Origin of the sequence: Micromonospora sp. CA-248212, from assembly GCF_050948405.1 — a bacterium.
In the GTDB taxonomy this organism is placed as follows: Bacteria; Actinomycetota; Actinomycetes; order Mycobacteriales; family Micromonosporaceae; genus Micromonospora.
In genome coordinates this window covers 5,666,886-5,679,999 of sequence record NZ_CP192023.1, presented here as the reverse complement: position 1 = coordinate 5,679,999, position 13,114 = coordinate 5,666,886, and the positions used below count along the sequence as shown (strand labels likewise).

8 protein-coding genes and 1 pseudogene are annotated in these 13,114 nt (G+C 75.1%); 4 read left to right on the top strand and 5 right to left on the bottom strand.

What is annotated here, in order from left to right; genetic code table 11:
• Positions 1-6 precede the first annotated feature (6 nt).
• From ACQP03_RS26580 to ACQP03_RS26570, 3 genes are all read left to right on the top strand, one after another.
• Positions 7-585, top strand: coding sequence for a thioredoxin-like domain-containing protein (locus ACQP03_RS26580; RefSeq protein WP_357132421.1), 579 nt, complete (start codon positions 7-9; stop codon positions 583-585).
• A complete protein-coding gene (locus ACQP03_RS26575) occupies positions 582-1,496 on the top strand; it encodes a cytochrome c biogenesis CcdA family protein (protein WP_357132424.1) in 915 nt (304 codons plus the stop codon). Before ACQP03_RS26580 ends, ACQP03_RS26575 begins: the two co-directional genes overlap by 4 nt.
• Positions 1,497-1,588: 92 nt before the next feature.
• Positions 1,589-4,732 carry a discoidin domain-containing protein gene (locus ACQP03_RS26570; RefSeq protein ID WP_433458887.1) on the top strand — a complete coding sequence of 1,048 codons (3,144 nt, stop codon included), beginning with the start codon at positions 1,589-1,591 and terminating at the stop codon, positions 4,730-4,732.
• A 60-nt stretch (positions 4,733-4,792) separates the two neighbouring features.
• Here ACQP03_RS26570 and serS read toward each other — a convergent pair whose 3' ends face one another.
• The 5 genes and pseudogenes from serS to ACQP03_RS26545 form a co-directional block, all read right to left on the bottom strand.
• Entirely contained in the window at positions 4,793-6,079 is a 1,287-nt protein-coding gene (serS, locus tag ACQP03_RS26565; RefSeq protein ID WP_357132430.1) for a serine--tRNA ligase, read from the bottom strand.
• 96 nt (positions 6,080-6,175) lie between these two features.
• Positions 6,176-7,276 (bottom strand): MerR family transcriptional regulator, encoded by a 1,101-nt coding sequence (locus ACQP03_RS26560; protein WP_357393300.1) that lies wholly within the window; start codon positions 7,274-7,276, stop codon positions 6,176-6,178.
• A 25-nt stretch (positions 7,277-7,301) separates the two neighbouring features.
• Complete coding sequence (locus ACQP03_RS26555) at positions 7,302-8,576, bottom strand: saccharopine dehydrogenase family protein (protein ID WP_357393302.1); 1,275 nt, start codon at positions 8,574-8,576, stop codon at positions 7,302-7,304.
• 51 nt (positions 8,577-8,627) lie between these two features.
• Positions 8,628-9,769, bottom strand: a pseudogene (locus ACQP03_RS26550) (alcohol dehydrogenase catalytic domain-containing protein).
• On the bottom strand, positions 9,766-10,212 hold the full coding sequence (locus ACQP03_RS26545) for a hypothetical protein (RefSeq protein ID WP_433458884.1): 447 nt from the start codon (positions 10,210-10,212) through the stop codon (positions 9,766-9,768). The pseudogene ACQP03_RS26550 and the gene ACQP03_RS26545 overlap by 4 nt, the downstream one beginning before the upstream one ends.
• Before the next feature lie 67 nt (positions 10,213-10,279).
• Here ACQP03_RS26545 and ACQP03_RS26540 point away from each other — a divergent pair, with 67 nt between their 5' ends.
• Positions 10,280-13,108: a LuxR C-terminal-related transcriptional regulator gene (locus ACQP03_RS26540; protein ID WP_433458882.1), complete on the top strand. Its 2,829-nt coding sequence runs from the start codon at positions 10,280-10,282 to the stop codon at positions 13,106-13,108.
• The last annotated feature ends 6 nt before the right edge of the window (positions 13,109-13,114 follow it).

The window sequence follows — 13,114 nt, the reverse complement described above, 5'->3', positions numbered from 1 at the left end:
GCACGGATGCGCAAGCGGATCGGGCCGGCGGCGGCAGCAGTACTCGTCGCCGCCCTGCTCGCCACGACGGCCTGTACCGGCACGGTGCCGCCCGACGCTGCCGCCGCCGGGACCGCGCCGGCCCCGACCAGTTCCCCGACCCCCTCGGCCGGGGCGTCGTCGGCCCCGGCGGCCCCGGTCCCGGACACCCTGCGCTTCACCGGCACGACCCTCGCCGGCAGCGCCTTCGACGCGACGCGACTGGCCGGCCGACCGGTGGTGCTCTGGTTCTGGGCGCCGTGGTGCGCCACCTGCGCCAGCCAGGCCTGGACGGTGGCCGAGATCGCCCCGAAGTATCGGGACACCGTGCCGATCGTCGGCGTCGCCGGGCTGGGCGAGCAGCGCGACATGAAGAACTTCGTCACCGAGTTCGACCTCGGCGACATGCCCCAGATCGACGACCGCAAGGGCGTGCTCTGGAAGCGGTTCAAGGTCACCGAACAGAGCATCTTCGTGATCATCGACCGCGACGGCAAGGTCGTCCACCAGGGCTTCCTTGACGGTGAGTCACTCACCGCCCGGGTTAGCGCGTTGGCCGGGGCGTGACCGGCCCGCTGCTGCTCGCGCTGACCGCCGGCATGCTCGGCGCGGTCAACCCGTGCGGATTCGCGTTGCTGCCCGCGTACCTCTCACTGTTGGTCGCCGGAGCGTCGGACGCCCGCGGCGCGGTCGGCCGCGCGCTCACCGCGGCGGCCGGGCTCACCCTGGGGTACGTGGTGGTCTTCGGCGCCTTCGGTCTGGCGCTCGCGCCGCTGGCCGGCTGGCTGCGACCCCGGCTGCCGTGGCTGACGGTGGTGCTCGGGCTGCTGCTGGTGGCGGCCGGTTGCTGGCTGCTCGCCGGCCGGCGACTGCCCGCGCCGGGCTGGACCGCTCGGGCGCCCCGGCTGACCAGGTCGTGGCCGTCGATGGCGCTGTTCGGGGCGGCGTACGCGCTGGCCTCGCTGGGGTGCGCCATCGCGCCCTTTCTGGCCATCGTGGTGACGAGCCTCCAGGCCGGCTCGACCGGGCGTGGGCTGGCGCTGTTCGGCGCGTACGCCCTCGGGATGGGTCTGGTGGTCGCGGTCGCCGCGGTCGGGGTGGCGCTGCTGCGCGATTCGCTGGTGGCCCGGCTGCGCGTCGCGGGCGCGCTGGTGCCCCGGCTCAGCGGCCTGGTTCTGCTGCTGGCGGGCGGCTACGTCGCCTGGTACGGCTGGTACGAGCTACGGCTGGCCGCCGGCCGGCGAGAAGCCCTCGAAGACCCGGTCATCCAAGCAGCCGCGCAGGTGCAGCACGCCCTGTCGAACACCGTCGACACCCTGGGCCCGGCGGTGCTCCTGGCCACCCTGGCAGCGCTGCTCCTCCTGGCAGCCCGCACCGCGCGCTCCCGCCGTCATGCCCGCGATCTTGCACTTTCTGTCGCCCCAAAAGACGCGGATCGGGGCATCGAGACGACAGCAAGTGCAAGATCGGCGGGGTGAGCTGGTCTAGCGCGCGGGGGGGTATGGGTCTTGACATCCGGAAGCGATCGTCGGAGCCTGGCTGACAACGTTGTCACCACCGAAGGGCCACCATGCGTATCTCCGAATTCGAGCTGAGCAGGCGGCGGCTGCTCATCCTCGGCGGCGCCATCGGCGCTGGACTCGCCATCGCCCGACCCGCCGCCGCCCAGGCCGCGTCGGCCGCCCCCACGCCACCGGCCGCGGCCACCGGCCCGGTTGCCCACACCTACCACTCGCTGCTGCTCGCCCACACCCGGTGGGCCGAGGAGCAGTGGGATCCGGCGATCAACGCGTACCGCCTCGCGGACTTCAGGTTCGCGGTCGTCCTCGGTAACGCCGTTCTGCTCATCTCGCCCGGGTACGACCCGGCGGCGGCCGGCGTCGACCGGGACACGCTGCACGCCCGTACCATCGCCACCATCCGCCGGTTCGCGGCCACCAACCGGCTCGCCGGCGGCACCGAGTGGGGCCGACAGCTCTTCTGGGACAGCACCTTCGAGCTGTACTTCGTCCTGGCCGCCCGACTGCTCTGGTCCGACCTGGACGAGGTGACCCGCACCAACGTCGACCGCATCGCCCGGGGACAGGCCGCGTACGCCCACTCCCTCGGCACCGGTAACGACCCACTGAGTGGCAGTTGGACGCCGAACGGCCGCACCGGTGGCTGGATCGGTGACACCAAGCTCGAGGAGATGGGGGTCTACGCACAGGCGATCGCTCCCGGCCTGGCCTGGGCGCCGGACGACCCCGCAGCCGCGGCGTGGCGCGAGCGGTTCTCGATGTGGACGCTCAACGCGACCGGACTACCGGCAGCCGACCGCGCCAACCCCGCCGTCGTCGACGGGCGGGCGATCGCGGACTGGAACACCGCCCACAACATCCACGACACGTTCCTCGTCGAGAACCACGGCTCCTTCGGCCCGCACTACCAGGAAGAACTGTGGCGCACCGGGGGTCGTACCGCGGCGCACTTCCTGACCGCCGGCCAACCGCTTCCCGAGGCACTCACCCGGCAGCCCAGCGGCGACCAACTGTGGCGGACCATGCGGCTGCTGGCCAGCGACGCCGGCGAACCCTTCATGCCGATGGTCGCGGACCGCTACCACCTGTACGGCCGTGATGTCCTACCGCTGGCCTTCCTCGCGCAGGTTCAGGGCGACCGACACGCCGCCCGGGCCGAGGCGGACCTCGCCGACCGGCTCATGCCCTACCTGAACTACCCACCCGAGAATCGGCTCACCAAGTTCAGCGGCGAGCCGAAGTACGAGCCCGAGGCCCGGGCCGAGATCGCGATCAGTTACCTGTTCCACTCCTGGCGGGCAGCCAACGGCGGCGTGGTCCAGCCGGTCGCCAGCACCACGTTCTTCGCGGCGGCTGCGGGCACCCGGGACTTCGGGGAGCAGGCCGGGCTGACCGCCCAACAAACCCCGGCCGCGTTCGCCGCGGCGGTCAGCAAGACCGGATTCGTCTCGTTCCAGTGGGCGCCCGCCCACGACAACTGGTTGTTCGACACCCGGGCCGCCTCGCTGCTGCCGAGGCAGTCCGCGCCGGTCCTCGGCCGTACCTCCGCCGCGTACACCGTGGCCCGGGACGGTGTCGACGCCACGGCGACCGTTCTGCGCGTCGCCGACGGCACCGCCGGATACGTCACGCTACCCACCGGTACGGTCGTGTACGCCACCACCGGCATCAGTGCCGACGAGGGCACGCTCACCCTGTTCAACCTGGACATGCCCGGCGTACCCGGGCTCACCGGCACCCGTACCTTCACCGGCGAACAGGGATCCGTCACCCTGGCCGGACAATCGGGCGTCGGCGACGGTGGAACCGACCAGATCAGCTTCGCGTCTCGTTCCGCCCGGTACGTGCGGATGCTCGGCCGTTCCCCCGCCACCCAGTACGGCTACTCGCTGTTCACCTTCGCCGTGCTCGACGCCGGTGGGGTCGACCGCGCCGCCGGCCGGACCGCCACGGCCTCGTCCGCCGACCCCGCCTACCCCGCGGCGCGGGCGACCGACGGCAATCCCGGCACCCGCTGGGCGGTCGCCCGGGAGGAACGCGCCCGCGTGGACAGTTGGCTCGCCGTCGACCTCGGCGAGCCGATCGACATCAGCGGCGTACGCCTGGACTGGGAGTCCGCGTACGGCACCCGCTACGTCATCCAGACCTCTCTCGACGGCTCCGACTGGAGCGACGCGGCGGCGGTGCCGGACAGCCCCACCATCGCCGGCTCCTGGCTGGACATCGACGGACGAGCGGGTCTGGTGGTCCACAACGCGCAGAACCCGATCACCGTGACCGCCACCACCGTCACCCTGTCCAGCGGGCCGGCCACCGGCAGCACCCGGCTGATCATCGAGGGGTACGCGGGCGCGAGCCGGCCGGCCCTGGCCGCCGCGGCGTCGCGAACCCTGCCCGGCGGCGGTCCGGAGGCATTGCGGGTGAGTGACGCGGACGGATACCTGAGCCTGTTCAACCTGTCCGACAGCGCCATCACGGCGGCGGCCGTCACGCTTTCGCAGCCCGCCACGCTGCGGCTGTACCACGGAAGCCAGGTCACCGGATCGGGGACCACGACCTACCAGGTCGACCTTGCCGCCGCGACCGCACGCGTCGAGCCGCCCCGCTTCACCGTGACCGCGGCACAGCCGGAGAAGGCGATTCCCGCCGGTACCCGGTTCGACGTCACCGACTCGCACCAGGTCCGAGTCACCGCGCCCGCCGGGCACATCGTGAAGGTGCAGGTGGAGTCCGCGGCCGGCGGCGCCCGCCAGCGGCTGACGGTTCCCGCCGGACACAGCAAGGACGTCGCGTTCGCGGGCGCAACGGTGACGCCGACCAGCGACCTGGCCCGGTCTCGGACGACCTACCCGACGTCACCGCTGCCGGCCGGCATGACCGACCCGTCGGCCGCCGTCGACGGCGACCCGGGGACCGCCTGGCAACCGGGCCCGAACGGCCGAATGGTGATCGACCTCGGATCGTCGCGGGAACTGGCCTCGGTCCGCCTGACCTGGACGCCCGGTCGGCGGCGGCCGATCACCGTGGCCACCTCGGCCGACGGACTCGGCTACAAGACGGTCGCCTCGGTGCCGAAGCCGAAGCCCGAGACCACCGTCACGACCACGTCCTCCGCGCGGTACCTGGCGGTCGCGGTCGCCGACTGGCAGCCCGGTGACGCCCGGCTGACCTCCGTGGAGGTGTTCGCCGCCTGAAAGTTCGAACAAACGACGGCGGGGCTGGTGCGGATCGCACCAGCCCCGCCGCCGACTGACTCAGCGCAGGGGGGTCAGCCGGTCGGTGCCCAGACGGTCCTGGAGGACCTTGGGGACCAGGACGCTGCCGTCGGCCTGCTGGTACTGCTCCAGGATGGCCGGGAAGAGGCGGCTCGTGGCCAGGGCGGAGCCGTTGAGGGTGTGCACGAAGCGGGTCTGCTTGCCACCCGGCTCGCGGTAGCGGATGGCCGCCCGACGCGCCTGGTAGTCGCCGGCCCAGGAGACCGACGAGACCTCCTTGTACTTGCCCGTGCTCGGCATCCACACCTCGATGTCGAGGGTCTTCTTCATCGAGGCGCTGGCGTCGCCGGCCGAGAGCAGCGTGCGCTGGTAGTGCAGGCCCAGCCCTTCAACCAGGCTCTCGGCGTGGGCGAGCATCTCCTCCAGCGCCGAGTCCGCCTGCTCTGGCAGGGTGAACTGGAAGATCTCCACCTTGTTGAACTGGTGCCCGCGCACCGTGCCGCGCTCGTCCGAGTGCGACCCGGCCGACTCGCGGCGGTAGCACGGCGTGTACGCGAACGCCTTCAACGGCAGCTTCGTGGTCTCCAGGATCTCGTCCTGGTACGCGCCCAGGATCGCCGTCTCCGAGGTGGGCAGCAGGAACTGCCCACGCGGCGCGGAGGCGGCGTCCAGGTGATAGACGTCGTCGTAGAACTTGGGGAACTGGCCGGCGGCGAACCCGGCCGAGTCGAGCAGCAGGTGCGGCGGGAGCAGGAACTCGTACCCGGCTTTGATGTGCTGGTCGACGAAGTAGTTGAGCAGCGCCCACTCCAGCCGGGCACCGACACCCGTGTAGATCCAGAAGCCGGAGCCGCCGAGCTTGACGCCGCGCTCGTAGTCGACCAGACCGAGCGCCCGGGACAGCTCCACGTGGTCGCGGACCTTCTCGATCACCGGTGGCTCACCGAAGGTCTTGACGACCCGGTTGGCCTCCTTGCCGCCGGGGAGGATGTCGTCGGCGGGCAGGTTCGGCAGCTCGCTCATCGCGTCGCGCAGCCGGGCCTGCACCTCGTCCAACTGGGACTCCAGGTCGGCGAGCTGCTTGCGCTCCGCCTCGGGGGCGGAGACCTGCGGCTCGGTGCCGGCGCGCTTGGCCTGCGCGTACGCCCGGGCCTCGGCCTTGCGGCGTTGCCGCTCGGCGTCGATCTCCGTGATCAGGGCGCGGCGTTCCTGGTCGAGCCGCTGGATCTCGTCCAGGGATCGGGTGACCTCGGCGGGATCCAGTCGCTTCGCCAGCGCGGTCGCCACCGCCTCGCGATCCTTCCGGATCAACTCCATGTCGAGCATGCTGCTCCGTACGCCTCCGTCCGGGGTTCACTGGTGAACCATCAGATGTTACCGTCGCGCACGTTTCCACCCGGGGACGGGGAGCGCGAGGGGTTTCTACAACCGGATCGGCATCAGGACGGAGAAGGTGTCCTCGTCGTCCGGGCGGCGTACGGCCAGCGGGGCGATCGGCCCGTCCAGCTCCAGCACCAGTTGCGGGCCGCCGGCCGCGTCCAGCGCGTCGAGCAGGTACGCGCCGTTCACCCCGAACCGCAGCTCGCCGTTCGGATCGGCGGGCAGCCCGGTCAGCTCGGTGGGGTGCAGCAGCCGCAGGCCACCCGCCTCGTCGAGGCCCAGGACGGAGACCGCCAGCGGCGTGCCCGCGTACTCGCGGGCGAGCGTGGGTGCGGCCGGGTCGCGCAGCGCGGCGCGCAGGGCCACCACGTCCACCGGGATGCGGTACGCGGCCGGCCGCGCGCCGACCGCCTCGCGCAGCAGCCGCCGGTAGTCCGGGAAGTCGTACGGCAGGGCGACGCCCGTGAGCGTCCGGCCGGCCGCCATGACCCGCAGCTCAGGCCCGGCCACCGTCATTCGTACCGGCCCGTCGTCGGTGTCCAGCAGCCGGCGCAGCCGGTCGACGAGGTCCACCGGCAGCAGCACCCGCACCGGCGGCCCGTCGACGGCGGCCCCGGCCCGGGCCAGCGCGAGGCGGTGCCGGTCGGTGGCGACCAACCGCACCGCGTCCGGCTCGACGTCGAGCAGCACCCCGGACAGGGCCGGCAGCTCCGGGTCGACGCCGACGGCGAAGCGCACCGCGTCGAGCGCGGCGGTGAGCTCGGCGGGGGAGAGCAGCAGCGTGGTCACCACGGCCGGGCCCGGATCGACCAGGGTACGCAGCCGCGTGATCTCACGGCGTGCGTCGGCGAGCCCGTCGGTCAGCCGGCGCAGGTGCGCGTCGAGCAGCCGGTGCACCTCGGCCGGCTCGGCGCGGACGGCGGCGGCGATGTCGGGCACCGGCATACCGACCCGGCGCAGCCCGGCGACCAGCCGGGCCGGGGCGACCTGCGCGTCGGTGTACCAGCGGTAGCCGGTCACCGGGTCGACCAGGGCCGGCGTCAGCACGCCCGCCGAGTCGTAGAAGCGCAGCGCGCTGACGGTCAGGCCGCTGGCGCGGGCCAACTCGCCGATGCTGTGCAGGTCGCTCACCACGTCGGGCATCCTGCCCCCTCGACCTGGTCGAGGGTCAAGCGGCCGGCCCGGTCCCACGCGCCGCCGTGTCGCGCGTCGCTCCGGCCGCCGCATCGCGCGTCGCTCCCGCCGCCGACGAGCCGGCTGCGACCTCGTCCCGTTTCAGCACCCGGAAGGTGAGCCCGGCGCGGACCAGCCGGTCGAGCAGCGCGTCGCCCATCGCGGTGACCGGGGTGAGCTGGCCGGCGGTCGGCGGCAGGTCGTCGAGCGCCAGACAGAGCGCCGACTCGGCGAGCATCTTGGCTGTCTCGTCGTAGCCCGGGTCGCCGCCGGCGACCTCGGTGACCACGCGCTGCCCGCCCCCGGTGCCGACGAACCGGACCCGGAACCAGGACGACGCCCGCTGCTGCGCGCTGGGCCCCTGCCCGGAGGCGAGCCGCCCGAGCAGCCACCGCCGGGTGGGCGGCACCTTCACCAGGCCGATCAGCGCGCCGAGCCCCACCGCGCCGACGAGCACCGTCGGCAGCCGCTTCAGCGCCGCGAAGTGCCGGTAGCGGAAGTCCGGCCCGTACTCCGGGCGGGCCGCGGCCGACCGGCGGACCACCTGCGGATCGATGGTGGGCAGCGGCACGGTCCAGCTGCCCAGCTCCGCCGAGCGGGCCAGCCGGCCGGGCACCGCGCGGACCCGGCGGTCGGTGGGACGCGGCTCGACCGCCCGGCGGGCGCGGGCGGCCCGGCTGGCCTGCCCGGTCCGGGCGAAGGCGGTGAGCGCGGAATGGTACGTGCCACCGGAGAACCGGGCGCCGGCGCGCACGTAACCGTCCACGGTGATCGGTTCGCCGGCCGGCAGGTGCTTGACGGTGAACCAGACGCCCAGGTCGTGCGGGACCGAGTCGAACCCGCAGGCGTGCACCAGGCGGGCGCCCGTGCGGGTCGCCTCGGCGTGGTGGCGGACGTACATCAGGTCGACGAACTCCGGCTCGCCGGTGATGTCCAGGTAGTCGGTGCCGGCGCGGGCGCAGGCCGCGACCAGCGGCTCGCCGTGGTGGACGTACGGCCCGACGGTGCTGGCGACCACCCGGGCGCTCTCGGCCACCACCCGCAGCGACCCGGCGTCGCCCACGTCGGCGTGCAGCAGCGGCAGGTCGACCAGCGCGGGTTCGATCGCGGCGAGCCGGTCCCGCACGGCGGCCAGGCGACCGGGGTCCCGCCCGGCCAGGGCCCAGCGCAACCCGGGCGGCGCGTGCCGGGCCAGGTACTCGGCCGTCAGCCCGCCCGTGAAGCCGGTCGCGCCGAACAGCACCACGTCGTACGCCCGCTCGCCAGTCATCCTCCGAGTCTGCCACCGGTCATCGTCGCGCGCCGATCCGGCGAGGGCGGGTCACGGCGTGAACACGACCCGGACGCAGCCGTCGGCGCGGTCGGCGAACAGCGCGTACCCCGAGGGGCCGTCCGCGAGCGGCAACCGGTGGGTGGCCAGGTGCTCGGTCCGCAGCTCGTCGCGGGCCATCCGGTGCAGCAGCATCGGTACGTCCCGCAGGTCCGGCCGGCGGGCCCCGCGCACTGTGAGCCGCTTGTCGGTGACCGTGCCCAGGGCGAACCCGTCGACGGACCCGTCGGTGCCGCCGAGCACCACCACCACGCCGTCCTTGCGGCAGGCGTGCACCGCCTCGCGCACCGGGTCCGGGCGGCCGCCGCCGGCCAACCGGTCGACGACCGAGCGGGGCGGCGGCGGACCGACCGCGACCACGCACACGTCCGGGCCCCGCCCACCGCTGCGCTCGCGCAGCTCGGCCGTCACATCGGCCCGGCGGTAGTCCAGCGGCTCCGCCCCGGCGTGCCGTTCGGCCATCCGCAGGCGCTCCGCGTACCGGTCGACGACGAGCACCCGGGCCGCGCCCCGCAGCACGGCGGCGTGGGCGGTCAACTGGCCCACCGCGCCGGCCCCCAGACCGCCACCACGTCGCCGGGTCGTACCTCACCCAGTTCGGCCGCGAGCCAACCGGTCGGCGCCGCGTCGGCGGCGAAGAGCGCCCGGTCGTCGTCGACCGCGTCCGGCACCCGGAACGCGCCGACGTCGGCGTACGGCACCCGCACGTACTCGGCGTGCCCACCGGCGAAGCCGCCCGCCGCCCGGGGCCGACCGAAGCAGCCGGCGTCCGGACGTTCCCAGCCCGGATCGACGCTCGGCACGTCGACGGCGGCGTTGTCGCAGCACGAGTGCCGCCCCTGGCGGCAGTACCAGCAGCCGCCGCACGCCACGCCCGCGCCGACCACCACCCGGTCGCCGATCCGGTGCCGCCGGATCGCCGGCCCGGCCTCGACCACCTCGCCCACGAACTCGGCCCCCAGCACGTCACCGGTGCGCAGCAGCGGGTCCCGTCCCGCCAGCAGAGGCAGGTCACCCCCGCAGGTGGCGCTGCGGCGGACGCGGAGGATGACGTCCCGCTCGTTGCGCAACTCCGGGTCGGGCACCTCGCGTACCGCCAGCTCGTCGGCGGCCACCCAGCACAGCGCCCTCACCCGGGGGCCCTCGGGCGGTCCAGCGCCGAACGGTCCGCACGCAGCACCTCGCCGGCCTCGGCGCGCTGCTTCACCTGGCGCAGGGTCCGCCGCACCAGCAGGCGCGGATCGTCGCCGACGAGGTGGGCGGCCAGGCCGGCCGTCGCGGCGGCACGGGCCAGTGGCCGGGCGGCCAACTCGGTGCCCCGGTCCCCCGGCGCCGGTCGCACCCGCACCTCCACCACGCCGTCCAGGCGGCGCAACGGCTCCGGCCACCGGCCGTCGGGAAGCACCTGCCCCGGGGGTCGATCCACGGTCACGACCTCCCACCCGGCCGCGGTGAGGTCGCGGTCCGCGCCGGACCGGCCACGCCACCGGGGTACGCGCAGCAGCCGTGCCGCCCCGGCCAACGCGCCACCGCCGAGGGCCGATCCCGCCCGTGCCAGCCGTCTCCTGCGTCCCATCGGTCCTCCCGGTCCACGTCCCCCGATCGTCGGTCGGGCCCGGGTGAAGCGGGCTCGCCCGGAAGGGGTGAACCGGCCCCCGCCGGGTAACCGCTCGCCGACCGGGGGGCGGAACGCGGGCGGTGGGGGTGGGGGCCGGGTGCCGGAACAGCAGGATTCCGCACGGGTCGGCACGGCGGCGGTGCGGCCGGGGGAGCAGCGTCCGCTGCTGTCGTCGCGGCTGACGCCGACCGTGCCGCCCGAGCCGGTGGTGGCCCGGCCGCGCCTGCTGCGCCGCCTCGACGAGGGCAGCGCCGGGCCGGTCACCCTGGTTGTCGCGCCCGCCGGGTGGGGCAAGACGACCCTGCTCGCCTCCTGGGTACGGCTGACCGAACCCGAGGACGCGCCATCGCCGGCGTGGGTCTCGGTGGAGGTCGGCGACGACGGCGACCGGCTGTGGGCGTACCTGGCGGCGGCCCTGCGCACGGCCACCGGCGCGGTGGACGACGACCTGGTCGCCCCCCTGCCGACCGGCCCGCCGCGCCCCGACCAGCTGGAACTGCTGGCGGCCGGGCTGACCGCGGCCGAACGACCCGTACTGCTGGTCCTGGACGATCTGCACCGGATCACCGACCCGGCCGCGCTGAGCGGGTTGGAGTTCCTGCTGCGGCACTCCGAGCAGCGGCTGCGCCTGGTGGTCGGCGCGCGGGCCGGGCTGCCACTGGCCCTGCACCGCCTCCGCCTCGCCGGCGAGCTGACCGAGGTCGGCACGGACGAGCTGGCCTTCACCGACGACGAGGTGGCCGACCTGCTGACCGCGCACGGTGCGCCGCTGCCGGCCGCCGCCGTACACCGGCTTCGCGAGCGCGCCGGAGGCTGGCCGGCCGCGCTGCGGATCGCCGCGCTGGCGTTGCGCGGCCAGCCCGACCCGGAACGGTGGGTGGGGCAGTTCGGCGGCGACCAGCCGGAGATCGCCGGCTACCTGCAGGAGGAGGTGCTGAACGCGATCGACCCGGCCGATCGGGACCTGCTGCGTCGTACGGTCCTCGCCGAGAGCGTCTGCGCCGAGCTGGCCGAGGCGTTGACCGGCCGCGCGGACGCCGAGCAGGCGCTGGCAAACCTGGCCGGGGCGGGCGGCCTGTTACGCCGGGAGGACAGCCGACCACCCTGGTACCGCTGCGACCCGCTGCTCGCCGACCTGCTCCGCGCCGAGCTGGCCCGGCTGCCCGGCGACGAGGTGCGGGAGCTGCACGCGCGGGCGTCCGACTGGTACGCCGGCGCGGGCCGACCCGCCGACGGCCTCCGGCACGCCCTCGCCGCCGGCCGCTGGGACCTGGCCGCCGAGCTGTTCGTCGCGCACTGGCCGGAGCTGACCCGCTACGACCACGATCCGGTCGGTGGCCCGACGCCGCCCGCTGCGCCCCCGGAGGCGGTCCAGGCCGATCCGGAGGTGGCCCTCGCCAGTGCCGCCGAGCGGGCGTACGCCGGCGACCTGAGCGCCGCCACCGGCCACCTGTGCACCGCCGCGTCGTACGCGGACGCGCTGCCGACGCCACGGCGGGACCGGTTCCTGCGGTTGGCGACCGCGCTGGAGCTGACCCTGGCCCGGCTCGCCGGTGACCTGCCGCAGACCCGTGCGGCCGCAGCCCGACTGCTGCGCACCCGCCCGAGGGCCGCCCCGACCGCCGGCTCACCCGACGGCCCGCCCGCCGGGCCGCTGACCGACGCCTCGGGGCCCGGGGACGCCGACCTGCGGGCGTTCACCGGGACCGCGCTGGGCCTGGTCGGGATGTCCGCCGGCGGGCTGCCCGACGCCCGGTTCGTCCGGGCCCGGGCGGCGGCCCGGGAGGCCGGCCGGCCGCGTACCGAGCTGGTCGCCGCCAGCCGCACCGCGCTACTGCTCGCCGTGCGCGGTGACCTGCGTGCGGCGGAGCAGGCGGCGCACGACGCGCTGGGCATGCCGCCCTGCCGGGGCTGGTCCTGCCGGCTTGACTGCGGCTACGCGTACCTGGCCCTGGCGGTGGTGGCCCTGCACCGCGACCAGCCCGAGGAGGTCGCCGCGAACCTCGCGCTGGCCGCACCGGCCACCGACGAGCCCGGCGACGAGCCGGTGGCGGCGGCGGTCCTCGCGCTGTGCCGCGCGAGTCTGGCCCGGGACGCCGGTGACCCGGCCGCCGCCCAGCGGCTGCTCGTGGGCGCGCGCGAGGCACTGCCCGACGAGCCGGCCGCCGCCGAACTGTCGAGTCTGCTCCGGGCCGCCGAGGCCGACGCCCGCGCCGAGCGGGGCGACCTGGACGCCGCCCGGGACCTGCTCGCGGACGTCGCCGGCGACCCGGCCACCCCGGCGCTCGACGTGGCCCTGGCCCGGGTCGAGCTGCGGGCCGGCGACCTCGGCGCCGCCGGGCGGGCCCTACCGGACTGGCAGGGGCCGCCGGCCGCAGCCTGGCCCCTGTCGGTACGCCTGGACGCCGGGCTGCTGGAGGCGGTGCTCGCCGAACGGGCCGGGGACGGACGACGGGCCAGGCGGGTCCTCGAACAGGTGCTCGACCTGGCCGGCCCGCAGGGCTCCCGTCGGGCGTTCACCCGGGCACAACCGTCGGTCCGGGACCTGCTGGCCGCCCACCTCGACGCGGGCACCGCGCACTTCCCGCTGGTCGGCGACCTGGTCCGGGGCGTCGAGGAGGGCGCCGCCCGGCCGGCGGTCGAGCCGGGCGGCCTGCTCGACGAGCCGCTCACCGAGCGGGAGCTGACCATCCTGCGGTACCTGCAGAGCATCCTGTCCAACGTGGAGATCGCCGGCGAGCTGTCGCTGTCGGTCAACACGGTCAAGACGCACGTGCGCAACATCTACCGCAAACTCGGCGCGACCCGCCGGCGCGAGGCGGTCCGGCGGGCGCGCGAGCTGCGGCTGATCTGAGCGGCG